19 protein-coding genes are annotated in these 25250 nt (G+C 60.1%); 8 read left to right on the top strand and 11 right to left on the bottom strand.

Annotation, left to right across the window (positions count from 1 at the left end; all coding sequences use genetic code 11):
- The first annotated feature begins 49 nt into the window (after nucleotides 1–49).
- Nucleotides 50–964, top strand: a complete 915-nt coding sequence (locus V7M64_RS11175; RefSeq protein ID WP_333679220.1) for a LysR substrate-binding domain-containing protein — start codon at nucleotides 50–52, stop codon at nucleotides 962–964.
- On the opposite strand, the gene V7M64_RS11170 is transcribed toward V7M64_RS11175, so the two are convergent.
- Nucleotides 961–1125, bottom strand: a complete 165-nt coding sequence (locus tag V7M64_RS11170) for a hypothetical protein (protein ID WP_333679219.1) — start codon at nucleotides 1123–1125, stop codon at nucleotides 961–963. The genes V7M64_RS11175 and V7M64_RS11170 overlap by 4 nt on opposite strands.
- 177 nt (nucleotides 1126–1302) lie before the next feature.
- Nucleotides 1303–1605 carry a hypothetical protein gene (locus V7M64_RS11165; RefSeq protein ID WP_333679218.1) on the bottom strand — a complete coding sequence of 101 codons (303 nt, stop codon included), beginning with the start codon at nucleotides 1603–1605 and terminating at the stop codon, nucleotides 1303–1305.
- A gap of 556 nt (nucleotides 1606–2161) precedes the next feature.
- On the opposite strand from V7M64_RS11165, the gene V7M64_RS11160 reads away from it, so the two are divergent.
- Nucleotides 2162–2518: a hypothetical protein gene (locus tag V7M64_RS11160; RefSeq protein ID WP_333679217.1), complete on the top strand. Its 357-nt coding sequence runs from the start codon at nucleotides 2162–2164 to the stop codon at nucleotides 2516–2518.
- Between the two features lie 52 nt (nucleotides 2519–2570).
- Here V7M64_RS11160 and V7M64_RS11155 read toward each other — a convergent pair whose 3' ends face one another.
- The 3 genes from V7M64_RS11155 to V7M64_RS11145 are packed head-to-tail and all read right to left on the bottom strand — an operon-like array spanning nucleotide 2571 to nucleotide 4486.
- Complete coding sequence (locus tag V7M64_RS11155; protein WP_333679216.1) at nucleotides 2571–3467, bottom strand: carbon-nitrogen hydrolase family protein; 897 nt, start codon at nucleotides 3465–3467, stop codon at nucleotides 2571–2573.
- A gap of 5 nt (nucleotides 3468–3472) precedes the next feature.
- Nucleotides 3473–4066, bottom strand: a complete 594-nt coding sequence (locus V7M64_RS11150; RefSeq protein ID WP_333679215.1) for a GNAT family N-acetyltransferase — start codon at nucleotides 4064–4066, stop codon at nucleotides 3473–3475.
- Between the two features lie 15 nt (nucleotides 4067–4081).
- Entirely contained in the window at nucleotides 4082–4486 is a 405-nt protein-coding gene (locus V7M64_RS11145) for a ketosteroid isomerase-related protein (RefSeq protein ID WP_333679214.1), read from the bottom strand.
- A gap of 379 nt (nucleotides 4487–4865) precedes the next feature.
- Here V7M64_RS11145 and V7M64_RS11140 point away from each other — a divergent pair, with 379 nt between their 5' ends.
- Nucleotides 4866–6971, top strand: coding sequence for a choice-of-anchor D domain-containing protein (locus V7M64_RS11140; protein WP_333679213.1), 2106 nt, complete (start codon nucleotides 4866–4868; stop codon nucleotides 6969–6971).
- A 145-nt stretch (nucleotides 6972–7116) separates the two neighbouring features.
- Here V7M64_RS11140 and V7M64_RS11135 read toward each other — a convergent pair whose 3' ends face one another.
- The 3 genes from V7M64_RS11135 to V7M64_RS11125 form a co-directional block, all read right to left on the bottom strand.
- Nucleotides 7117–8922 (bottom strand): GGDEF domain-containing protein, encoded by a 1806-nt coding sequence (locus V7M64_RS11135; RefSeq protein ID WP_333679212.1) that lies wholly within the window; start codon nucleotides 8920–8922, stop codon nucleotides 7117–7119.
- A gap of 10 nt (nucleotides 8923–8932) precedes the next feature.
- Nucleotides 8933–9217 carry a hypothetical protein gene (locus V7M64_RS11130; RefSeq protein WP_333679211.1) on the bottom strand — a complete coding sequence of 95 codons (285 nt, stop codon included), beginning with the start codon at nucleotides 9215–9217 and terminating at the stop codon, nucleotides 8933–8935.
- 185 nt (nucleotides 9218–9402) lie between these two features.
- The gene (locus tag V7M64_RS11125) at nucleotides 9403–10245 is read right to left on the bottom strand and encodes an SAM-dependent methyltransferase (RefSeq protein ID WP_333679210.1); all 843 of its coding nucleotides are present in this window, start codon (nucleotides 10243–10245) and stop codon (nucleotides 9403–9405) included.
- A gap of 317 nt (nucleotides 10246–10562) precedes the next feature.
- On the opposite strand from V7M64_RS11125, the gene V7M64_RS11120 reads away from it, so the two are divergent.
- Nucleotides 10563–10961 (top strand): DUF1801 domain-containing protein, encoded by a 399-nt coding sequence (locus tag V7M64_RS11120; RefSeq protein WP_333679237.1) that lies wholly within the window; start codon nucleotides 10563–10565, stop codon nucleotides 10959–10961.
- A 249-nt stretch (nucleotides 10962–11210) separates the two neighbouring features.
- On the opposite strand, the gene V7M64_RS11115 is transcribed toward V7M64_RS11120, so the two are convergent.
- Nucleotides 11211–12011 carry an AIM24 family protein gene (locus tag V7M64_RS11115; protein WP_333679209.1) on the bottom strand — a complete coding sequence of 267 codons (801 nt, stop codon included), beginning with the start codon at nucleotides 12009–12011 and terminating at the stop codon, nucleotides 11211–11213.
- A 358-nt stretch (nucleotides 12012–12369) separates the two neighbouring features.
- Here V7M64_RS11115 and V7M64_RS11110 point away from each other — a divergent pair, with 358 nt between their 5' ends.
- The 4 genes from V7M64_RS11110 to V7M64_RS11095 all read left to right on the top strand — a co-directional run bounded on the left by V7M64_RS11110 (nucleotide 12370) and on the right by V7M64_RS11095 (nucleotide 21461).
- Entirely contained in the window at nucleotides 12370–13494 is a 1125-nt protein-coding gene (locus V7M64_RS11110) for a hypothetical protein (RefSeq protein WP_333679208.1), read from the top strand.
- Nucleotides 13495–13946: 452 nt separating this feature from the next.
- Nucleotides 13947–17099: a TonB-dependent receptor gene (locus V7M64_RS11105; protein WP_333679207.1), complete on the top strand. Its 3153-nt coding sequence runs from the start codon at nucleotides 13947–13949 to the stop codon at nucleotides 17097–17099.
- A gap of 358 nt (nucleotides 17100–17457) precedes the next feature.
- Entirely contained in the window at nucleotides 17458–19014 is a 1557-nt protein-coding gene (locus V7M64_RS11100) for a sulfotransferase (RefSeq protein WP_333679206.1), read from the top strand.
- Nucleotides 19015–19547: 533 nt separating this feature from the next.
- Entirely contained in the window at nucleotides 19548–21461 is a 1914-nt protein-coding gene (locus V7M64_RS11095; RefSeq protein ID WP_333679205.1) for a hypothetical protein, read from the top strand.
- A 112-nt stretch (nucleotides 21462–21573) separates the two neighbouring features.
- Here V7M64_RS11095 and V7M64_RS11090 read toward each other — a convergent pair whose 3' ends face one another.
- Both V7M64_RS11090 and V7M64_RS11085 read right to left on the bottom strand, forming a co-directional pair.
- Nucleotides 21574–23370 carry a chloride channel protein gene (locus tag V7M64_RS11090; RefSeq protein WP_333679204.1) on the bottom strand — a complete coding sequence of 599 codons (1797 nt, stop codon included), beginning with the start codon at nucleotides 23368–23370 and terminating at the stop codon, nucleotides 21574–21576.
- Nucleotides 23371–23634: 264 nt separating this feature from the next.
- Nucleotides 23635–25248, bottom strand: coding sequence for a serine hydrolase domain-containing protein (locus V7M64_RS11085; RefSeq protein WP_333679203.1), 1614 nt, complete (start codon nucleotides 25246–25248; stop codon nucleotides 23635–23637).
- Nucleotides 25249–25250 lie beyond the last annotated feature (2 nt).

Below are 25250 nucleotides of genomic sequence, written 5' to 3'. Positions count from 1 at the left end.
AATCCTGCTAGCCTGATAACCAAATTCAACCAGGCTCAATAATCCCTCCGTGGATCGCCTCCAAACCCTGCAGCTGTTCACCCGCATCGTGGAAGCCGGCAGCTTCAGCCGGGCGGCGGACATGCTCGACATTCCCCGCGCCACCGCGACCTACGCCATCAAGGAGCTGGAAACGCGGCTGGGCGTGCGGCTGCTCGAGCGAACCACGCGCCAGGTGCGCGCCACCCTGGACGGGCAGGCGTTCTACGAGCGCTGCGTGCACATCCTCAGCGAACTGGACGATGCCGAATCCGCCCTGCGCCACGTCGCCGCCAATCCGCGCGGCAGCTTGCGTGTGGATATGTCCGGCACGCACGCCATGCACATCGTGCTGCCGCACATCGACGACTTCCGCCGCCGCTATCCCGGCATCGACATGGTGATCAGCTGCGGTGACCGCCTGGTCGACCTGGTGCGCGAAGGCGTGGATTGCGTAATCCGCTCCGGCACGCCACGCGATTCGGCGCTGGTGGCGCGCCCATTGGCGCGCATGCCGCAATTGATTTGCGCCAGCCCCGACTATCTCGCCCGCGTCGGCACGCCGCATCATCCGGATGAGCTGGCCGCGCACCAGCTCGTGAAATTCCTTTCCAACAGCGGCATCGACCACACGCTGGACCTGATCGTCGACGGCAAGCCGCGCAGCGTCGCCGTCGGCGGCTGGATAGCCGTCAACGATGCCGAAGCCTATGTGGTCTGCGCGATGCGAAGCTGCGGCCTGATTCAATTGCCGCGCTATCACGTGGAAAGTTTCTTGCGCGACGGGCAATTGGTGGAAGTGCTGGCTGACTGGCCGAGCCCCGGCTTGCAAGTGTCCGCCTTGTATCCGTATCGACGGCAACTGTCGCCGCGCGTGCGAGTGTTCGTGGAGTGGATCAGCGTCTTGTATCAAGCGCGGTTCGGTGCGCTCGATGGGAGCGTCTAACCGTGCTCGTTTGCCGGTAGCAATCGCCGATCGAAGGATCGCCACAAACCATCGCGCCCTTCGATGCTGACAATGGCCTGTTCCGCATTCGCGGCCGACGCCCCGTTGCCGGAATGCTCGATGACAAACGCCAGCGCCGCCTTCCGGGAAGGAAAACGCATGGCCTTGTCACCATGGACCAGGATGCTGTCGGGGCAATCGACGCCGGAATAGGGCAGGTAAAACTGTATCAAGACCTGGCAGGACCCATGCGGACCTGCGCCGTACTGTGGCAACGGCTCTATCCAGCTTGCGTGAAATTGACGTTTTACTGAAGCGAACGAACTGGACGCCTCAGGTCATGATGGTGCACCGCGTGCATGCTCGTGCATGCCGGAAGCTTGCGGGATGGTGCAAACGACGCGATAGGTGTTGGAGGCAACTTGCTTGTAGAGGCAGCTGCCGTTACGCGCCGCCAATTGATCCACGATCCTGGCCCAGGTCCCTTGTTTTGCGCTCGAGACCTTGCACGCAATCTTGATGCCTTGATGCACGTCGTGCGCATCGTGCAATTCCGGCATTTCGTCCGCCGTGATCTCGAACAGATGCCGTCCACCCTTGTGGAGAAATTCATCGAAACGCAGCACGTTCGTTAAATGCATGACAGTCATGCGTGCACCTCGCGTCTTCTTGTTTTTGATCCATCGAGAATACCGTGACGATCTTTACACGCACGTTAATCGCTGTTCGGCGGGTCGCGAAGTGTTCACATACCTTAAGGCAACACTGATCAAGTATCGCCGTCGTCACCAGTCCTGCGGCATGTGGACAGACAGGGCTGGCCCCAACAGGTTGAATTCAAAGTGATGGGGTGATATCTGGAAGGCCCGCAGGCTGCGCCGCGCAGCTTGGCAAGACGGCCAGTCTTCCCGGCGCCTCGCGACACACCCTGCAAGCCTTCCAGTCATCATGACGACGGCGATACTTGATCAGTGTTGCCTTAAGGATATTTGCCCTATCGCACACCCGTCCGCGCGATGAGCGATTGTTCCGTTTCGTGAAGATCAGCGATCACGTTGCGACCACACAAAACTGGTAAAGGTACGCGTTACCGAGTTCCCGCGTGTCTCCAGGGGGCCTCCCGACCTCGGAAGTGGTTCAGGCATTCATGGTTGGACTTCTTTTGCAGCGAGTCGTCTTCGGAGGACGCGTGATTGTATGGACATCGATTCGGAGGCACGTCTACACCCCACCGTTCACAAGGCGGTCTCAGCTTTGCAAGCGGGCGACAAACTCACCTGGCTGACTTGCTTTACTGCTTCAGCCAAGCTGTTCGACAACGGCAAGCGCAGGGGCTTTCATCAGTTTTCGCGCGACAACGTCGGCGTGATGTACTTCACGGCCATCGAGCACATCGATAGCGACGGCAGAGGCGTGCGTGGTTGGTTCCACCTCGACGATGCCGAAGAGATCGTGGCGTACTTCAAATTCCGTATCGATACCGCAGAGATGTGTAGCCGGCTGGATGTCTACCGATTGGAAGGAGCGCGGCATCTTCCCTTGCAGGGCATCTGAGTTGGCAGATCGGGCTGGCGCAACCTTGCGCGCAGGATGGTCTGCTTACCACCTATTCCCGCTCAAACTTCCCAACACGCGCACGCTGCACGCCGGGCAACAACTGCCCGCGCCAATCATCCGCCACACCCACTTGCCCGTTCGCACGCGCCGCTTGCACGCCGGCCACATCCACTTCAGCCAACAGCCAACCCGATGCAGCATCCAGTTCGGCAAGCACGCCGCCATCCGGCAAGCCATGGTCCGGTTGCACATAAATCGCCGCGCGTCCGGTATTCGTATCCAGCGCCGCGCTCCATTCGCTTTTGCCCGCCGTCACCGCACACAGCACGGGGATCTGGTTTTCCAGCGCGCGCGCCTGGCAGCCGATACGCACGCGCGCCGCGCCCGCCGCGGTATCGGTACAGCTGGGTACCAGCAGCAGAGCTGCGCCGGCCTCGGCTTGCGCGCGTGCGTAGAGCGGAAATTCCACGTCGTAGCAAATGTTGATGCCCACGCGGCCAAACTCGGTGTCGAATACCTTGAGCGCGTTGCCGGGCGTGATCACCCTGGCTTCTTTCTCAAAACCGGTAAGGCGCAGCTTTTCCTGCCACGCATGATGACCTTGCGGATCGAACAGCAGGCTGCGATTGCGGTAGCTGCCATCGTCGCGAAGGCGCAGGAAGCTGCCGGCGAGCACATAGATGCCATGCTGACGCGCGATGCCGCCGAACAACGATAGCCAGCGCGCATAGAGCGTATCCACCGATGCCAACGAGCGATGCAGATCGTGGTAGATCTCCGGCCCGAATGCATAGGCCAGTTCCAGCGCCAGATATTCAGGCAGCACCACCAGCTGCGCGCCTTGCGCGGCGACGGCCGCCAGTTCACGCTCGACGCGTGCGGCGAAGTCATCGAAGTGCCGAGGGGCATCGACCGGCCATTGAGCGACGGCAAACGTCACTTTCATCGTGTTCAGGGCTCCAGCGAGCGTGACCAGAAACGCAACAGATGAGGGCTGGCTTCCTCCTGCCCAAGCTCGCGCCACGAAAGCTCGCAGAACAGGTCCCGTTGGCGCTGATAACCACGCTTGGCCCAGAACCCGTCGTTAGACCGATACTCCGGCGGCCGGCGGGGATCGTGCTCATCGCGCTCCACCGCGCAGAACACCGTCTGCTTGAAACCGTTGCGCCGCGCGTGTGTCTCGCGCTCGTCGAAAAAACGATGGCCGATGCCCTTGCCGCGATAAGCATGCAACAGCACCGACTCGCCGAAATAGAAAATCGGCTCCAGCGCATACCCCTTCTTGCGGAAGGGCAGCTGAAAGGCCATCTGGTCGTCCAGCAGCGGCATGCCGGTCGCCGCGCCCACCACTTCCTGGTCATCCAGCGCCAGCACGAACACGCTGCGCGGCGAACGCGCGTACGCCATCAGATAATCGCTCTCGTAATCCGTGCTGCCTTCATACAGATACGGATAATCGCGGAACACGGTGGTGCGCAGCCGGGCCAGATCCTCCAGATAGGGCGCCACGGCTTCGCCGGTGCAGCTGAGGATGTGCAGCGTCATCGTTGCTTCCCGTGCTCAGGCGGATACCTGGGCGATCCAGTCGTTGAGGTTGTAGTAATTGGTGACGCGCACGATCTTGCCGTCCCGGGTGTCAAAGAATGCACCGCCGGGCAGCACGTAGCGTTGCCCGCGTGCCGGGGGCAGTCCTTCGTCGTCGGCGAGATATTCGCCACGCACCACGTATTCCGCCGCCGCGCGATGAGCATCGGCCGCCGCCATCACCACGATATCGGTCAGCTGCTCGCGATAGCTGCGCGCCATACGCGCAAGAAAGGCCCGAAACGCCTCCCGCCCCGATTCGCGCGAGCCTTGATTGGTGTCATGCACCACGTCATCGGCCAGGCAATCGAGCATGGCCGGCCAATCGCCACGATTGAAAGCGGCGTAGTAGCGTTCGATCAGGGCAACAGCGTCGGGCATCGGCAATGCTTCCACGGCAACGGCAATTAGCTTAGACCACCGGGCGGTGCATCGGGCTCGTGAATTTATGCCAATTTCCACGGCAAAGCCGTCTCGATTGCTCAAGACGCCGTGGCTTGCTTTGCACAAGCATGCATTGCCGATGTTGTCGGCTGCTTGACGCAGCAAGCTCGAGTCGCTGATGCAGGCCGGGGAGAGGCCGGCACAGCCGACCAGTCGACAGGGCGTCGACAGCACCGGCGGGGAGATCCAACACGTTATTGCATGCCACGCCGGCCGCGAACCGGCGTGAAGCGAACGCTTTTTTCTTTTTTTCAGCTTTTGCAGAAACCGCATTGCTCCTCGTTCTGCCCAACATCCACTATCACGAGGAAACAACATGAGCATGTCGAGATTACTGCCCTGGCTGGCATTGTTTGCCCTGTGGGCCAACACGGCCGCGAGTCAAACCTGGACGCCGCTGAAAAATCCACCGCCCGTTTCCATCGGCTACATCGCGCTGGCCACCGATGGCAGCGTGCTGGCGCATGCGGAAACCTCACCCGCCACCGCCGACTCGCAGTGGTACAAACTCACGCCTGACAGCAGCGGCAGTTACGTCAACGGAACCTGGAGCCAGCTTGCTTCGATGCCGGCCGGCTATGCGCCGTTCGATTTCGCCGGCGGCGTACTCGCCGATGGCAAGCTGCTGGTGGAAGGCGGTGAGTACAACAACGGCGATGATGTGGAATCCAACCTCGGCGCCATCTACGACCCGGTCGCCAACACATGGACGTCCGTATCGCCACCTTCCGGCTGGACGCAGATCGGCGATGCGTCCGGCGTGATCCTGGCCAACGGCAGCTTCATGATGGGGCAGCAAGGCTTGTTCAACAGCGCGCTGTTCAACGAAGCCAACCTCAGCTGGAGCATCACCGGCACCAACAAGCCCGACTACAACATCGAAGAGAACTGGCTACTGCTGCCCAACAGCAAAGTGTTGAACGTCGAAACCTATGCCTATTCGCTCTACAACCCGACCGGCACCGGCTCCGAAATCTACGACCCCGCCACCGGCCAATGGAGCGATGCCGGCAGCACTGTCGTGCAGCTGTGGGATTCGGCGGCCAATTGCGGCGGCGAAAACTCGGCCAGCTATGAAATTGGCCCGATGGTGCTGCGCCCCGACGGTACCGTGTTCGCCACCGGCGCCAACGCCTGCGGCGCCGGCCACACTGCTATCTACGACACGCACACCGGCACGTGGAAGGCTGGGCCGGATTTTCCCAACGGCCTGGACATCGCCGATGGTCCGGCCGCCGTGGAAACCAACGGCAATGTGTTGATGATGGCCAGCCCCGGCATCTATCAAACCTCGCCTACCTTCCTGGAGTGGAACGGCAGTACGTTGACCATCGTGCCGACGCCCTCCACCGCTACCGGGGATTCCTCCTGGTACGGCGCGATGCTGGTATTGCCGAACGGCCAGATCCTGTTCTCCGACATCAGCCAGAACCTGCAGGTGTGGACGCCTGCCGGCAGCTACCAGCCCGCGTGGCAGCCTACCGTCAGCGCGGTCGCCGCCACGCTGGTGCCTGGCAGCACGTATCCGATCTCGGGCACGCAATTGAACGGATTGTCGCAAGGTGCGGCCTATGGCGACGACCAGCAGATGGCGACCAACTATCCGCTGGTGCGTATCGTCAACACGGCGACCGGCCACGTGTTCTATTGCCGCACGCACGGGCACAGCAGCATGGGCGTGGCAACCGGCAGCACCATCGTCTCCACCAGCTTCGATGTGCCCACCAACATCGAAACCGGTGCAAGCGAGCTGTACGTCGTTGCCAATGGCATTCCGTCGAATCCGGTGGCGGTCACGGTGAGTGGCGGAAGCGCCGGCAGCACCGCAACGCTAAACCCGACCAGCATCAACTTCGGCAATGTGGCGGTGAACGGCTACAGCAGCTGGCAATCGGTAACGCTGACCAATAACGGCAGCAATGCCATCTCGATCAGCAACGTGACGCTGAGCAATGCTGCGTACACCGATCAAAGCTATTGCAGCGGCACGCTCGCCGCCGGCGCGCAATGCGTGATCTACGTGCTGTTACACCCGACCGCAAACGGCAGCTTCAACGGCAGCCTCACCATCACCGACAGCGCCACCAACAGCCCGCAAGTGGCCAACCTCACCGGCACCGCAGGTAACAACGGCGGCAACAACATCAACTACTCCGGAAGTATCGGTGCACAAGGCGGCTATGCCTACACCGCAAACTTCACCAGCAGCGCCGGCACGGTAACGGCCACGCTCAACGTTCCGGCCGGCACGAGCTGGCGTTTTGTCGCCGACAATGCCACTACCAACCAGGCCATCGCCGAGCAGGATGGCGGTGGCGCGCTGACCATTTCCTACCCGGCCGTCGCCGGGGATAGCTACAACTTCTTTGTACAGGCAACGGCGGGGGCCGGAGCCTGGTCGATCAGCGGGTCACATCCGTAATCCGTAATGGTCTTGCTCCCTCTCCTGTATACGCAGGGGAGGGAATAGCTCAAGACTCCGAACTCAGGGATGTTCGGCAACTAGGTCGCACACACCCAAAGCCATGGCTGCGACGGCTGGCCAAAGGTGCATGCCGCGTAGCCGCTCATGCCTGGCTTGCCCGCTTCCCCGCATGCTTGGCCTGGTCTTGATCGACAGGTTCACCACTGACAACGACCCGATTGCGGCCAGCCCGCTTGGCCTGGTAAAGCGCGGCGTCGGCCTCCTTGCACAAACGCTGCAGTTCATACCCCGATGTGTCGGTACAAGCCAGGCCAAGACTGGCGGAAAACGATACGACTCCGCCATCGACATCGATCAAGCTGGCTGCCAACGCCATGCGCATGCAGTCGGCAATCACGATGCCTTCATCGCGTTGGCAATCGACCAACAGCACGCAGAATTCCTCGCCGCCGAGACGGCCGAATAGATCATCGGTACGCAATTGATGCCGGCAGATGGCGACGGTGCGTTTCAGTACCGTATCGCCTAGTGCATGACCATGGGTGTCGTTGATTTGCTTGAAGTGATCGAGGTCGATGGCGATGAGGCAGGCGCTGCTGCGTTTTTTCTCAAGCAGGCGCAGGGCGCGTTCGGCTTCGGTGGTGAAGTGTTGATAGTTGAAGATGCCGGTGAGTCCATCCATGCTGGAAAGTTGCTTGAAGCGGAGTTGCGAGCGCTTTAGGCGGAAAAGCCAGATGACTATTGACACCAGCACCAACACTAGCAGGACTATATAAAGACGACTGGTCTCGACCACTTTGGCGGCTAAGGCCTGTTGCAGTTTAAGAATACTGTTTTGCCTGTTGAGGCCATCCGCCTGCATCTTTTGGACAAGCAAGTGCTGCTCGGTCACGTCGTAGGCGAGTGCTCTGGCATGAACGTCGTCAAGATGATTTTTCTCGAGAGCGGAATAGTGTTCGTGATAAACGAGTGCGACAGCATCGTGCCCCTGCTTTTTCTCAATCTCGTAAAGCACTTGATAGTCGTTCATCACCCAGTCGCCGGTGTCGTCGGGATGACTCATGGCCAAGGCTGCCAAGGCGATTTTTTTTGCTTCGCTGACATTGCCCAATTGGAGATAGGCCTGCGCGCGCTCTACCTGCGAAGACAACATGTGAGGGTAAAAATGAGCGTTAAGGACAGACGGGGCGACTTGGTCGAGCAAAGCCAAAGCCTTGCGTGGTTGTTTCTCATCGATATAAAGATTGGCTAGAACCAGCCACATGGAGTTGCCGAGTACCTTGTCCTGCGGTGCAGTGCAGGCATCGATGGCCCGGCGTACTTCCGAACTGCCTGATGTCAGCCGATTGCCGTTATAGAGCGCCGACACCTCCATAACGAGAGGGGGGCATAACGTTCCCCCGGGAGGGATCGTGTCTTCCGCCATGCGCGCGTACTGGACCGCCAAATCGATTTGGTCGGCAAAGTCCAGTGTTATGGATAGATTTATCAGCAGATCGAAACGTATCCGAGGATCATTGATCTCGGGCAGGGTCGATGCAAGGTGATTGGCTAGCGTAAAGGCTTCTTCGTAACGCCGATTGATCGACAGGATTTTTACAAGAAGTGCCGATGCTTTAGTAATCAACTTCGGGTCGCCCGAGCGAGCAATGATCTGGCGAAGCGCTTGTTCCGATTTGTCATAGTTCCCATCGAACTGGGCGTTCCATGCATAGAGATATCGCAGGTGCCAGTGCTCGACTTCAGGGAGGTGGGAATCTTGCTGCTGAATTTGCTCCAGCATCTGCACAAATAAAGGATGATTTTCCACCCTCAGGCTTTCAGCTTGATCGAGAAATTTGGCCGGATCCGCTATAAGCGCAGTTGCATGTCCTGGCTGCACGAGCGCACCCCAAAATATGGCTATCACCACAGGCCATAAGCTGATGCGGATCGGCAGCCAAGACATGCAGGGCTGCCTACTTCTCGACCGGCACGGAGGGAGTCGTGGGCAGCGGAACCTCCAGCGGCTCATTTTCCTCTGTATCTTCGTCGCGACCAGGGGCGATATTCACTTGAGGTGATTGCTGCCGTATTGGTCCCAATTCCTGGGATAACCGCGAGCTATCACTGAACGCCACTGCTTCCTTGAGTGCCTCGGAGGCTTTCGCCTGTGTAAGCATTTTGCTCAGGTCTCCCGTCGAAGCGTGGCGCAGCGAGGCATCGCGGCCAATGGCTTCCAGCAAGTCGATTGTGTCTGTCATGTCATTTCCCCTGTTTTCTATATGACGATTGTGGTGCAGCGGAGCAGGGGAATGCAGATACCCTGCTATCGCGGCTAAGGCTCGCCATTTAAGCCATTATCACGCCGGTTGATGGCGTCGTGCACATCAGGGTTTTCTCTTCATACGCGCGATCCACGAAAAAACCCGTGCTTGGCCGGTCAGTGCTACATGTTCGCCATCATGTCTGCCCCTTCCAGCTTATCCAGCGCGTCCAGCCGCTCTCGCATCACCAAGTTCGCTTTCAAGGTCTGGGCCGGCGGCAGGATCACTGTTTCCTCCGTGGTCAACGCGATATCGGGCAAGCTGCGCAGCGCTATGTGGCGAATCTGCGGCTTGTCGATCGGCAACGTCGCCCCTCGGTAGACGATCACCTCGTGATCCAGCGGATAATCCTCGCTCAGCCGATCTACTAACACCTGCCGGTATGCTGGTCCGGTCTGGAAGCGCCCCAGTGATCGGTCGCCGACCAAGCCGACTTGCCATAGCACCAGATAACCAGCTGGATCGATACGCCGCTCGTACAACAGCAATTGGCTGGCTTCGAAATGCTGGCACCCGAACCGGCCCGGATCGATGCCTAGGTCGGCATAAAGGCAATCCTCGGCCGAAATACCCGGCTCCATATGCGCCTCAAACCCTTCCGCGCGCGCCATCTCGATGGCTTTGTGCGGCGACCAGGCAAAGATACCGGGATGCCCATAAAAAACTCCGCAAACCCGTTTGCCGGCGCGTACCTCGTCCAACATCAACGCGACCCACTCCTTATAAGTTTTCAGCCGCGACTTGCCTTCCTTGTAATAGGGCTGAAGGCTGCGCACATCCGGATGCTTGCGCTGCAACCACTTTTCGACCACGGCGTCGGAAAGCGCCGCGAACACCACATCGGCGCGCTCGATATGGCTGCGCGCCAGCGGAGTGAGGTGGGAGCCTAGGGTCATGCCCATGCCCACGCAAGCAAGACTGCCGCGGCGGGTGTCTTGGGATACCGGGAGAATCAAGGTGCTCATGATGATGCCTTGCCATAACGTACTCATGCAAACCAAGAACAAAGCAACTTGTGTGCCTGCTCCGCAACGAGGATCCGCAGGCCGATTCATAAATCGCCCAGCATAAGCGCAATCACCCATGGCCATCTAATCAGCAACAGGTGTCGGAGACAAACTTGGACGACAAGGCTGCAACAAGGATGGAACACGTCACCGATGAACCATATTTGTCAGGTTGCCTGGAAAGTATTCCCGGCCTACGGGGACGCGAACCACGCTCGACTTCATCCCTGCCATCGGCCACCATTTCATGCTTGTCGGCACAAGGGAACACAGGCATGGCAAAGAGCGCAGCGCAAAGCAGCAAGTCCCCTTCGCAACTGATCGACGCAAGAATCGAAGAGCTGGGCGATTGGCGTGGCCAAACACTCGGCCGGCTGCGCGCCCTGATCAAGCAGGCCGAACCGAAGGTGGTCGAGGAGTGGAAATGGCGCGGGGTACCGGTGTGGTACCACGAAGGCATGATCTGCACCGGCGAGACCTACAAGAACGCGGTGAAGATGACTTTTGCCAAAGGTGCCGCGCTGCCCGATCCGGCAAAGCTGTTCAACGCCAGCCTGGAGGGCAATACCCGGCGTGCCATCGATTTTCATGAGGGTGAGAAAATCAACGAGAAGGCGTTGAAGGCGCTTATTCGGGCGGCGATGGTGTTGAATGAATCGAAAGCCAAAAAGTAATCCGCCTCTTGATTGCTTTTTCTGCTTGCTGCCAGTGAGCCGATAGAACCAGTTCCCTCTCCCCTTCGGGGAGAGGGTTAGGGTGAGGGGCTGGGCCTTGCGGGGAGCCCGCCAGATACGCCTTGGTTTTGCTTTTTTTGAATCTTGCACAGAGCGGGCTATCCCGCGGGATCCGCCCCTCACCCCAGCCCTTTCCCCGGGGGGAGAAGGAGCGTTGTGGCGTCGTGATCGAGAGAGGCGAATCAGCGTTCAATCATCCTTCCCAAACAATCCACCAAGCACCGACCCGATCACGCCACCGGCAATGGCACCACCGATCGAACTACCCGAATCACCGCTCAAGACAGGCGAACTCGTTCCCGCATCGCGGGCAAGATACGGCTCCAACGCATGCGCCAGGTTCGGCATGGTGAGCGTCTGCAGCCAAACCTGGCCCGGGCCGGTGAGGTTGGCAATGAACAGACCGTCGCCGCCGAAGAGCTTGTTCTTCAGGCCGGGGATCATGCTGATATCGAAATTCACCGTGCCTTCGAACATGCCCACGTGTCCCGGATGCACCTGCAAGGTTTCGCCAGCGGCGAGCGTGTAGGTCACGATCTCGCCGCCCAGTTCGACCCACGCGCGGGCATTGCCGGTCAGCTTTTGCAGCACGAAACCATCGCCGCCAAAGATGCCGGCGCCGAGCGAGCGCTGGAAACCGATCGACAGTTCCACGCCTTCCGTGCCGCACAGAAAACCGTGGCGATGGATGAAATAGGTGTGGCCGGGATTCACCTGCACTTCCACGATCGACCCGGGCACTTTCGCCGCGAAGGCCACCACGCCGGGCGAGCCGGACGTCCCGTATTCATTCATGAAAATGCCGCCGCCCGACAGCGCGCGCCCGATGACTCCCAGAAAACCGCTGGCGCCGGCCGTGCGCGCCGAGGTCTGCAGCACAACGCTGCGTGTCATCCAGGAAAAACGGCCGGGTTCGGAAATAATGCGGTCACCTTGCTCCAGGCCCACTTCCAATACGGGCAAGGTCGTCCCTACGGTACGCGTCTTCATTGCTTGCTCCCCTAACAGGTATGAGTATCTGCCAGCCATGTGCACACGGCCCCGGTCCGAACGCATTCTTGCCGAACGGTCTCCCCGGCAGGGAGTGCCATAACTCAGATGTGCCGTAGTTTGCTCGGTCTTTCTTGCGAGTAACTGACACAGCGGCTACCTTCCTCCCATGAGCACTCCCCAGCGCCAACTGCGATTTACCAGCCCCTTGAGCCAATACGGCAACGAGGGTGCTTCGACACGCAATCGCTGAACCCGCGCAGTTTCCTTCGTATCCGCTGTTCCTTGGTTCAAGGGGTTTTCCTCCCCGGCGCTCTGCCGAGCGCCTTGCGCCCATCGCCTTTTGGACGAGGAACCTATGAACACGAATACGTTGAGCTTGCGCGCCTTGCGCCAAGCGCTGAATCTGCGCGACCTGACCCATCCCGATGACGGCCCGCACGCCATGCAGATCCTGATCGAAGATCTGCTGCGCGCCTTGCAGGCAGCGTGGCACTGCGACATCAAGGTCCACCGGGAAAGCCCGATCGTGTCGGTCGAAGATAATTACGACAAGCTGCGCTATCCGCCCGACGGCGCAGCGCGCGATGCTCGCTATAGCCGGTATGTCACCGGCAAAACACTATTGCGCACGATGGCTTCCGCGATGGTGCCTGGCGCGATGCGTTCGATCGCCCATGACATGCCGGACGATGTGCTGCTGGCTTGTCCAGGCATGGTATATCGGCGTGATTGCATCGACCGGCTGCACACGGGCGAGCCGCATCAGCTCGATCTTTGGCGCGTGTGCAGAACCAAGCGCATGGGCGAAAACGAGCTTCGCCAGATGATCCGGATCGTCGTCGACACGGCACTGCCCGGCATGCCGTGGCGCACGGAACCGCGGGTGCATCCTTACACGCTTGCCGGCCTGCAGATCGACGTCGAACAGCAGGGTGAATGGATCGAGATCGGCGAGTGCGGCATCGCCCATCCCGAGATCATTGCCGAAAACATGCCCGGCATCGAAGGGCTCAGCGGCCTGGCCTTGGGACTGGGGCTCGATCGCCTTTTGATGCTGCGAAAACACATCAAGGACATCCGGCTGCTGCGTTCGACGGACGCGCGCGTCACCGCGCAACTGCAGGATCTCGCGCCGTACCGGGAGGTATCGTGCATGCCGCCGGTGCTACGCGACATCTCGCTCGTTCTCGACACGCACGCGGAGCTTGAAGACCTCGGCGACAAGGTGCGCGAGGCCCTGCTCGCCGATGCCGACGTCGTCGAACATGTCGAGATCCTTTCGCAGACACCCTATGACGCGTTACCGGCGGCAGCCCGGGCACGCTTGGGCATGTCGCCGGGACAACAGAACGTGCTGCTTCGCATCGTGATGCGAGCGCTCGATCGCACGCTGACCAGCGAAACCTGCAATGTCTATCGCGATGCCATCTACGCGAAGCTCCACCAAGGGAGCGTGTGGCACTGGGCGACGAAGACGTAGCCGATCCAGCCCTATTCAGTGCGTATTCGGTGACGTGGGTTTGCAGGTGCAGCACGGCGTAAATCAAGGAAATGCTTGGATCGATCCAGGTTATGTGCTGCCCTGCAATATCAATAGTAGGGGGAAATACTTACACATCAACGACATAAGTTTAAATTTCTAAATTTGAATCGATGCAAATTTCTGTTGACAGGTATCTTTGCCGACCTAATGATTGGCCCGCTCGGGACATTCAGTCCAACGTTGTCACGAGAGCCGGCATGCCTGGGGAGTCTGGGAAGCCGGAGACGCGCAGTGGTGATCTCACCTGCCGCACGCGTCAGTGACTAGGGCAATGGCATATCTGAAAAAGCAGTCATGGAGGGCGATGGCATCGCCATGGCTCATGGGTGGATGTGCGCCCTAAAAAAGCCGCGAAGGCGGCAAAGCAAACAAAGATTGGGGAGGAAGCAATGAGCAAGTACCCGTTTCGTTTGGGCAGCAGCCTGCGTGCCAGCATACGCATCGGCTTGTGGGCTGCCGCCATGGCCAGTGGTTCGGTGTTCGCACAGGGCATCACCGGTGGCGTCTACGGCAATCTGCCGGCAGGCAAAGACATCGCAGCCGAAGTGATCAACCCGGCCACGGGCTACGACAGCACCGTGCATGCCGACGCCAATGGGCATTACTCCGTCACCGGCCTGATGCCGGGTAACTACGTGGTCAAGCTGCTGCGCGACGGCAACGTTGTCGACCAGCGCAACGTGGTGGTGACCGCCGGCTCCAACAGCCCTGCCATCTTCGGTGCCGCAGGCGCCGTGGCAAGCGGCAATGCGAAGGAGCTCAACGCGATCACCGTTACCGCCGCACAGCCTGCGGTCAACGCGATCGACGTCACCACCAGCCAGCAGATCCAGACCTGGAATTCCACCGACATCAATCGGCTGCCATTGGTCAACGCCGACCTGCTCAACGTTGCTTCCATGCAGGCGAACGTCACCAGCATCGCCAGTTCGCACGGCCCTTCGCCGCAGTTCAATGGCGCGTCCGGTACCGAGAACCGTTACTTCATCAACGAATTCAACATGACCGACATGCAGCAGGGTGCTGCGCCGGACAAGATTCCGAATGAAGCCTTCGCCAGCATTTCCACCGTCGACGGCGGCATGGATGCGAAATACGGCAGTGCGTTGGGCGGTGTCGTATCGGGCACGATTAAGCAGGGCTCCAATACCTTCAAGGGTGGCGTGGATTTGCAGTTCAATCCACCCACCGGTTTCTTCAATGAAAACGGCAAGAACGCGTACGACTATAAAGGCAACCTGGTTACCGCCAACCAGTTGAGCCACTGGTCGCCAAGCGTGTTGCAGGATTACTGGGTGTCTGGCCCGATCATCAAGGACAAGGTGTTCTTCTATCTGCTCGGCGAAATCCAGCCGAACAACTATGGCCAGGGTGTGCAAGGCGCCATTCCCACCACGGCCTATGACGGCCAGTACAAGTACCTCACCGAAGACCGCAACAAGCAGTTGCTCGGCAATTTCACCTGGAATATCGCCACCGGCCACACGCTCAACGTCTTCTTCGACCGCCAGCTCAATAACCAGAACATCTCGCAATATCCGCTGGCGACGCCGTACGACCCTTCCAGCGCGGCGCCGGCATTGCAGAACTGGAGCGGCGTGGCCTGGCGCAACCGCATGCTGGTCGCCAACTATCACGGCCAGATTACCGATACGCTTTCGGTATCGGCGATGGCGGGCACCTCGCAGCAGAATTTCACTTCGTATCCGCAATACGGGTTAAACGTACCCTATGTACGCGTACAGGACCCGGACAATCAGAACAACACGCAAACCTTGTCCAACGGCGCCAGCAGCAACTATTACCTGCGTTATCGCATGATGGGCTCTCGCGTCGACTTCACCTGGGACGTTACCGACAACCATGAGATCACCTTCGGTGGCGAGCAGTACAGCCCCACCATGGCGCAGTCGAATATCCCCAACCCGAACTCGTGGACTTATAGCCGCTGCAGTACGGCATTGGGACCGAACGAGGCTTGCCAAATCAACGGGCAGACCATCAATCCGCAGACCGGTCAGCCTTTTGCGCCGGGAACATCGTATGTCACCCTGGCTTACGCGCCGCGTGTCTACTACAACAGCTCCCCCACCTACGGCTTCTATCTGGCGGACAGCTGGCACTTTGCCGAAAACTGGATGGCGTATGTCGGCGGTCGCTACGACAACTACGCGATGACCGACAACGTCAACGTCAAGATGTACAGCAAGGGCAACTTCACGCCACGCATCGGCGTGGCGTGGGACGTCCATGGCGATTCGAGCCTGAAGATCGGCGCTACGGCGGGTGAGTACACCGAGGGCATACCGCTCTATTTCAATGCCTATGGCGGCACGCCGGGCCAGGGTTACATCAGCACCAAGACCAGCTACCTGTATTCCGGCGTGGGTAGCGGTTCCGTACCTACCGGCCTGACGCAAGTCGGCGCCGTGCAAGGTGCCGCCGGTCAAGGACTTCACTACCTGACGGCCAACCAATTCATTTCGACTTCGGCGCAAAACGCCAAGCTGAAACAGTTCGAAATTTACGCGCAACAAAAGCTCGGCAACAACTGGGTGGCCGGCGCATCGCTGTTCACCAGCGAGTTGACGGGCCTGCCGAATATCGACAGCAATACAGACCAGATGTATGCGTATCTGAAGAGCAAGGGCTATCCGAATGCCGTATTGCTCGGCCAATACCTGATCACCCCTGGCAAGGACATCACCATACCCGTGCAATTGAACGGCGCGAACAGCCCGCTCACCAAGTTCACCTTCCCCAACAGCTATCTCGGTTATCCGTCGCTGCGGCGCAGGATCTATCAGCTCAGCCTGACGATGGATCATGCCTACACCGAAGACGAGCCTTACTACCTCAGCGCCTCCTACACGTGGCGCCATGGCTTCGGCAACACCGATGGCACCACCAGCTACGCGTCGAGCAACAACATCGGCGTTTCCGGTAACACCAGCGGCCTGGCCAATACCGGTGCCACCGGCTATGACGGCGCATTGTCCGCACCGGGCTTCCTGCAAGGTGCCGCAGGCAATATCGCCGACGACATTCCGTCGACGCTGAAACTGTTCGGTTATTACAAGTTTGCCCATTACGGTAAATGGCTGAGAGGCTTGCGTGTGGGCGGCGCGTTTACGTACTACTCGGGTGGTCCCGTCAATTGCCTTTCCACCTATCCGCAAAACGGTACCCTCGCGGTGGGCAGCAACCAGGTCAACAACAGCAACGCCTATTACTGCAATACGCTGCAGAACGCTTTGGCCGGCAATCCGGTATCGTCCAGCATTCTCTACACGCGTGGCAGTTATGGCCGCTTGCCGTCGACCAAGCAGGTGGATCTCGATATCGGTTATGACTGGGCGCTTGGCCAGAATGCCTTCTCGGTGGATCTGAAGGTGCTCAACCTGTTCAATAGCCAGACAGTGACGTCGTACATCGACCAGATCACCAACAGCAACGGGCAGTTCAACGTCAACTTCATGCAGCCGAACACGTTCCAGCCGGGCCGCGTTGGCCAGCTGGTATTCCGTTGGCAATACAACTGATTGTTTGAGGTCGTACGCATGACATCGATGCCGCCTTGTCCCCAGGGCATGGCGGCATCTTTGCGCAGGTTGGGTTTGCGCCAATGGCACTAACTTAAGACGCTTTCGCATGAATACAACAGAAAAACCTTGACCCGTCGTCCCGGCGAACGCCGGGATCCAGTGACTTTTTCGCGCCTGAAAGTCACTGGGCCCCGGCCTTCGCCGGGGTGACGATGCTTAAGGCAACACTGATCAAGTATCGCCGTAAGTTAGTGCCGTTGGGGTTAGCGCAGCGTACCTAACGATTGCGGGTTCGTTCGGATCTTGTTGGGTTACGCTGCGCTAACCCAACCTGTAAATCCAATGCGAGATACATGTGAATCCGCTACTTCAAGGCCTGGACCCCGTTGCGATGAACCGCGTGCTCGCCATCGGGCAGGCATTGGAGATGCAGCGTCCCGACCAGGCGGCTGCGCAGTTGGCGCCGGTTTTAGCGGATTATCCGAATCATCCCGAAGTCCTGCGCTTGCATGCGAGCTTGCTAAGCCTGCGCGGCAAGCATAAAGCGGCGTTGTGCGAGATGCGCCGCGCGCTGCAACAGCGTCCGCATGAAGCCCTGTATCACAACGCGTTTGCGCTGTTCCTGGCGGAAGCGGGTGAACTCGATCTGGCCATCGATGGACTGCGCCACGCCTGCAAGCTTCAACCGGGCTTTGTGCTGGCCTGGTACAACCTTGGTTTGTTTCTTACCCGTAGCGCACGCTTCGAGGATGCGCGCGATGCGCTGCGGCGAGCGGTTGCCTTGGCACCTGGCTACACCGCCGCACGTGCGCAGCTGGCGGATTTGTTGCGGATGGACAACCTGCGCGACGAAGCCATCGCCGAATATCGAAAGCTGCTCGCCGACCAGCCCTGGGCGGGCATGGCGTGGTGGGGCTTGGCGGAAATCAAAACCCTGCGTCTGGACGTGGCCGATAGCGATGCGATCCAGCGCGCGCTCAAGCATCCGCACGCGGCCGATGGCGATCGCATAGCGATGGGATTTGCCTTGGCCAAATCGCTGGATGATCAAGGCTGCTACGCCGAATCCATGCAGGCCTTGGCGGCGGCGAATGATATTGCGCGCAGACACCGGGGATGGAACGCGGCCGCGTTTGAAGCGACCATCGCCTCGATCAATGCGGCGACCTGCACGGCCAGCGCCGACCAGACCTTGGGGTCGGAAGTGATTTTCATCGTCGGCATGCCGCGCTCGGGCTCCACGCTGATCGAACAGATCCTCGCCTCGCACTCCCGCGTTGAAGGCACGGCGGAGCTCACCGATCTGCCGCTGGTCATCGGCGAAGTCTCGAACCAGCGCAAAAAACCTTACCCGAAATGGCTGGCGGAGATGCGCGCGGACGATTGGCAGCAACTGGGCCAGCGTTACCTGGAGCGGACCGCGCACTGGCGCAAACGCCGCCCGATCTTTACCGACAAGCTGCCCAACAACTGGATGCATATCGGCATGATCCGCGCGATGCTGCCGGGCGCGCGCATCATCGTCAGCCGCCGCGACGCGCTTGAAACCTGTTTCTCGTGCTATCGGCAGTATTTTCCAGGCAACGACTACACGCGTTCGTTTTCCGACCTGGCGTCGTACTGGCGTAGCTTCGATGCGGTGGCGAACGATTGGGCCGGCAAAGAGCCCACGCACGTACATCCGTTCGTGTACGAAGACTTGATCGAAAACCCGGAAGCACAGATTCGCGCATTGCTCGCCTTCTGCGGCTTGCCATTCGAAGAGGCATGCCTGCACTTTCACGAAACACAGCGCGCCATCGGTACGCCGAGCGCGATGCAAGTGCGGGAACCATTGCGTGCCGACACCGCGCGTGCACCACGTTATGGCGCATTGTTGAATCCGTTGCGTGAGGCGCTAGGTCTTCCATAGCTTGGAATGACGAGCAAAAAAACGTGGAGATACCTCAGCCCCACATGCACCCGCTTCCGCTCCTAACCTGCGGTTCCTCCCCATGCTTTTTGCGCATGCAACAGGCATAAACCCCACCAGAATTAAACCGATCCCGGCGTATTTGCCGTTGCGCACCACGGCATCACAATAATTTCATCCATATCAACACGATGCATTTAGAAAATCTAAATTTGGATCGAGATAAATTTTCCTTGACAGCGCTTGGGGGCAGCCTTATTGATTAACTGCCCGCGGCATCGGATTTCCTTGTCACGAGCCTTCACGGCGCTTCAGAAAAATCAGTAACCGCTGGACTCTGGGGAAGACGGCGAGGCACGCATCTCGCCTGTAGTGCATCAATAGCTGGACCCGTTTGTGTATCTCTCAAAGCAGTGCTGAAGGGCCATGGCGAACGTCATGGCTCCGGGTGGATTCGCGCCTTGCAAAAGCGTCGCGCACGCAGGGCGCTCAACGACAGCCAACCTGCCAGAAGGCAGAGGAGACACATGTCCATGAAACAGATCAAGCGCAAATCCGCGCTCACGCTTTTTTCGTCAGCGCTCGCATTCGCCTGTGCAGGCGCGCATGCCCAAAGCACGGGCTATACCGGCATCTTCGGTGGCGGCCCGATGTACAAGCATGTCGCGAGCAATATCTCGGAAATCGAAAACTCCGGCTTTACCGAGGTGGTGGTGTGGAGCGTCGAAGTCGGCTCCACCGGCAACCTGAATTTCAATGGCGAATTTCCGCTGACGTCCAATGGCGTTTACGTCGGCAACAACACCTGGCCATCGTTCGCGGCGGACCTGGTGACCATGAAGCAAGGCACGCCCAAGCGCATCACCTTCAGCATCGGCTCGTCGAACGTCGGCGATTGGCAGGACATCAAGGCCTTGGTCAACGCGCAAGGCACCGGGCCGAGCAGCATCCTCTACAAGGATTTCCAGGCGCTCAAGCAAGCCTTGCCATCCGTCGACGCCATCGACTTCGATGACGAGAACAGCTACGACGCCGCTTCCACCGTGGCCTTCGCCGTCATGCTCGGCAACCTTGGCTATCACGTGGAAGTGGATCCGTACACCAATGCGTCGTACTGGACGTCGGTGGTCTCGCAGATCAACAGCCAGCGTCCCGGCACGGTCGATGGCGTGCATCTGCAAACCTATTCCGGCGGCTCCGGCAACAGTCCTTGCTCGGGCTGGAACTTCGGCAGCGTGCCGGTCTATCCCGGCGTGTGGGATGCCGACGACACGCCGCCGCAAGCGCAAAGCACGATAAGCAGCTGGCATTCGCAATGCGGCATTACCGGCGCTTTCCTGTGGCTGTACGACGATATCGCCGGCAAGACCTACAACGGCCAGAACGAAACCGCAGCCTATGCCAGCGCCTTCAATGCCGGCCTTGGTTCCAGCACCGCACAGCCTGCCGTGTATGGCATCTATAGCGACGGCACCTCGTTCACCACCGGCGGCCTGGATGGCGATGGCTACGCCTACTCCGCCAAGCTGCTCGGCAACGCGCAAAACTGGAATGGCAACACCTTCACGTTTGGCGCAGCCAATACGGCCAACGCCTATAGCAGCGGCACCATCAACCTCACGCAAGGCCAATACAGCGAGCTGAGCATCCTGGCGACTGGCTTGAACGGCAACCAGGCATCGCAAACCTTCACCGTCAATTACACCGACGGTACCAGCACGGTCATCAGCCAAAGCCTGAGCGATTGGTTCACGCCACAAAGTTATTCGGGTGAATCCAAAGCCGTCACCATGGCGTATCGCGATAGCAGCAATGGCACCACGGACAACCGCACGTTCTACTTGTATGGCTATGCGTTCCCGATCGACAGCACCAGGACGGTGAAAAGCGTGTTGCTGCCGAGCAACCGCAACGTGGCGGTGCTGTCTTATGCGTTGAGCAATCCGGCCACGAATGCCGTATCGGTCGATCTTGCACCCTCGTTCAACCGAAGCGTCATCAGCAACGACCGCGGCGCGCCCGCTTCCGCCGGCACGTATTCGGCGCCGTTGCCGGGATCATCGCTGGAGTTCAACGACGTGCTGTACCGCTTCGGCAAGGCCAACGCCGCCAATGCCGTCGGTGCGGCGGGACAGACGATTGCGCTGCCGGCAGGGCAGTTCTCCACGCTGCAATGGCTCGGCGCCGCGGTAAGCGGAAACCAGACGTCGCAAACCTTCACCGTTACCTACACCGACGGCACCCAGTCGACCTTCGCGCAAAGCATCAGCGACCGCTCCAACCCGCAGAGCTACGCCGGCGAATTGCAGGCCGCCAGGCTGCCTCAGCGCGACGGCAACGCCTATCTCTACCACTACACGTTCCATTTAAACCCGAAGCCGGTTCAGAGCATCCAACTGCCCGATAACACGCATGTGCAAATCATGGCCATGACCTTGGTGCAATAGCCCAAGGTCCATGCGGACGCACACGTTGCGTGCGCGTCGGTTCAATCCGTAACGACGATTCCCGGTAATCACCTGTTGGTGAACCAGCGAAGCACCCTTCGCTGGTTTTTTTCTACCGAGTGTTCCTGAAAAAACGTTCGCGTATCCGCTCTTCTTCGTGATGATGCGTATAGGGCTTGAGCAAGTCATAGCGTGTAACCATGCCCAACAGGGTTTGCCGATCGGCGCTCACCACCGGCATCCGCTCAAGCTTTTCCACCGCTGCACGGATCGCCACCGTCTTGCAGCTTTCGTCGGGATAGGCAACGACCGGGTCCTTGCCCAGCGCATCGGCGAGCCGCCTGGTGCCGTCCGGATCGGCCTGCCGCAAGCGCGCCATCTCTTCGCGGTTGATGATGTTGAGCAGTCGGCCTTCGCCATCCACCACCGGATAGGCGCGGTATTTCTGGTCGGTACCAAAATATTTCTGCGCGGCCTCGCGCACGCTGATATCGCCGGAAACGGTCATCACCTCCGTGCTCATCACGTCTTTCACCGCCATGTGTTCCAACCGATCCACCGTGTACTCGCGGAAAATGTCGAAGCCGCGGCGAGCGACCTTCTCGGTGAGGATTGAGCGTTTCATCAGGAACACGCTGACGCCATACGCCGTCGTGCAGGCAACCAGCAGCGCCGGCAAGGCGCTGGCGTTGCGCGTCAGTTCCAACGCAAACAGGATCGAGGTGAACGGCAGGCGCATCACGCCGGCCAGCATCGCGCCCATGCTGAGCAGTGGCCACAACAAGGGATTGCTGCCGGGAAACACCATCGACTCCAGGCCGCCGAGCCCCGCACCCAAGGCCAACAGCGGCGCCAGCACGCCGCCCGACGTGCCGGAGCCCAGATAGATCACCCACATCAGCGATTTGACGACCATGAATACCAGGATGGCGCCACCGACCAGCTTGCCGCTCAGCAAGTCGCCGATCACGCCATAGCCCACGCCCAGCGCTTGCGGTTCGATCAAGCCGCCGATGCTGACGGCGATGGCGCCAATGGCCGGCCACCACATCCAGTGGATCGGCAGCTTGGTGAAACCGTCTTCGGCCTTGTAGACGGCTGCCGTAAGCGCCGTGGCGAGCAAGCCGGCAAGAAAGCCGCAGACCGCGGCCATGCACATGTCCACCAGATGCAGATGGAATTCCAGCGCGATCGGAAACAGCGCGCCGCCCCCGAGCAGGAACGGTCGCAGCGTGTCGGCCACAAAGCAGGCGATGGCCACCGGAATGATGCTGCGCGGGCGCCACTCGAACAGCAGCAGCTCCACCGCCAGCAAGGTCGCTGCAATCGGCGTGCTGAAGGTGGCGGCCATGCCGGCACACGCACCGGCCACCAGCAAAGTGCGGCGCTCGATCGAGGTCAGGTAGAACATCTGCCCGAACAAGGAGCCGACCGCGCCGCCGGTCATGATGATCGGCCCCTCGGCACCGAACGGCCCGCCGGTGCCGATCGCCACCGCTGCCGAAAGCGGCTTCAGGATCGCCACCTTCAGCATCATCTTGCTCTTGCGGAACAGGATCGCTTCCAGTGCTTCGGGAATGCCGTGGCCACGGATGCGGTCCGAACCGAAGCGCGCCATCAGCCCGACGATCAAGCCGCCCGCGATCGGCGCGATCACGATCGCCCACGCCGAATGACCGAGCGCCGGCGATATGAAATCGAACGACCATCGCTGCAGGAACGCCACGTTGGTCACCAGGCCGATCATGCGGTAAAGCACAAACGCCACCAGCGCCGCCGCAATGCCGATGAAAAACGCCATGAAGGAAAGTTTCAGAATGCTGACGCTGGGACGGAAGTCGCTTTGGCTGAGCGTGTCGCGCTTCCAGTTTTCGTAGATGCGCCGGGCAAGGTGCGTGATGCTGGTCATGGGGTTTCCAGATGACTGTCAATCACGGTCCGAGCGGTGTTGCACGACCCGCGCGGAGGCAACGCAAGTTTGTGCGGGCCGGTGCGGCGGGCACGCATGCGACGCAAGCAGGATAGCGTATTGCCGCGTGGCGATCAGGTGCGTGGTGTCTTCACGGCGGCCATACATGCGTGATGCTGCGCCCATGTAATCGCGCAGGACGGGCTGAAATCCCAGCCTTGATGATGCCGGGATTTCATCCCGGCTGCGTGGACGCACCGCCCATCACGGCAGCCGATCGAAGGGCAGATTCCAGACACGATCGTCGGATATGCGCATGCCCGTGACGTGTCCTGCGTGATCGAACACGGGGCGCAACATCACATCGCCCGCCATGAAGGCACCCGCATACGCCGGTGCAAACAAGCGGCTCTTGCCGGGGCGATCTTCCGCCACCACGCGGAGGCCGCCGGCTTCGGCGGTTATGCGATACGTCACCGGTACTTCGTCGTTGTGGAAGCGTCCGGCCATATGCGCGAGTTCAGCCGGCGCCGGCGCATACGCCGGTTCGCGATCGTAGAACGTCGCATCGCCTTCGGCATCGAAGCGCAGGCGGCCGTCTGCAAGTAGCGCACCCGTCATGGCAATCATGCCGTTGGCATGTTCCAGCGCCAGGCTTCCGTTCGGCCCGGCTTTGAGTACAAGGCCGGTATCCGTTTGCACACGGCCGCCATGCCACGTCAACCGCAGCGGGACACCATCGCGCTCGCTCGCGTATACGCCCGCCAGGCTTGAGGGCGCCGTGACGGTGTAGAGCGGCGGCGCGGGCTTGGCGTTGGGCAAATACACATCGGCCAAGGCATGCGCGTAGTTGGAAGGGATGACGCTATCGGCATTGCAGAGAATGGCCATGGACAAATGCTGGTCGGGGTAGCGACCGAGCCATGCTCGATAACCCGCCGTCGCGCCGTCATGGAAAATTTCGCGCATGCCGTGGTAGCTGCGCAGGAACAGGCCGCGCGTATAGATCGTCGGCTTGCCGTTCGCCAGCAAGGTGCGCGTCTGCATGGCCCGGGTGACAGCGGCGCCGAGGCGGCCTTCGCTCAATGCCCTGTTCCAGATCAACAGGTCGCCGACGGTGGTCAACAGTCCGCCATGGCCGTAGGTATCCTCGAACGGCATCATCTGCTCGTACGTGCCGTTGGACAGGCGGTGATAAGCAATCGCCCGGTTACGCACGATGCGGCGGAAGTCATCGCGCCATTGCGTGTGCGTCATGCCGAGCGGCGCAAACAGATGCTCACGCGTAAAATCCGTAAACGACGTGCCGCTCACCCGTTGCACCACCAGCGCCAGCAAGTTGAAGCCGGTATTGGTGTACGACCACGCCGTGCCAGGCGCGAAATTCAAGGCCCGCTGGCGTGCCGCGATATGCAGCACGTCGGCCATGTCGTAGACGCGTTCGGTGCGCGGCCAGCCGGCAATCGCTTCGATATCGCCCCAGTCACGCAGGCCGCTGGTGTGTCCCAGCAGTTCGGCGATGGTGATGGGCTGGCCGTAGTCGGGCAGCTCGGGAAGGTACTTGCGCACATCATCGTCAAGGGAGAGCCGGCCTTCGCTCACCAGGATCAGGGTCGCCGCCGCCGTGAATTGCTTGCTCACCGACCCCGCTTCGAACACCGTGTCCACGCCGATAGGTACGGCATGCTCCAGGTCCGCCGTGCCGAAGGCGCGCCGCACCGGCGCGTCGTCACCCACCTGCACGCCGACCGCGCAGCCAGGCGCATCAGCCGGCATGGCGTGGGCGAAAACCAAATCGATCTTCGCCCCAGCCGAATCCCCGGCCATGGTGCCAGCCGTGGCAAACGTGAGCGCGAGTGCCAGCATCAGCATTTTCATGC

Origin of the sequence: Dyella sp., from assembly GCF_036746095.1 — a bacterium.
Taxonomy (GTDB): domain Bacteria; phylum Pseudomonadota; class Gammaproteobacteria; order Xanthomonadales; family Rhodanobacteraceae; genus Dyella_B.
This window is presented reverse-complemented; position numbering and strand designations above follow the sequence as displayed.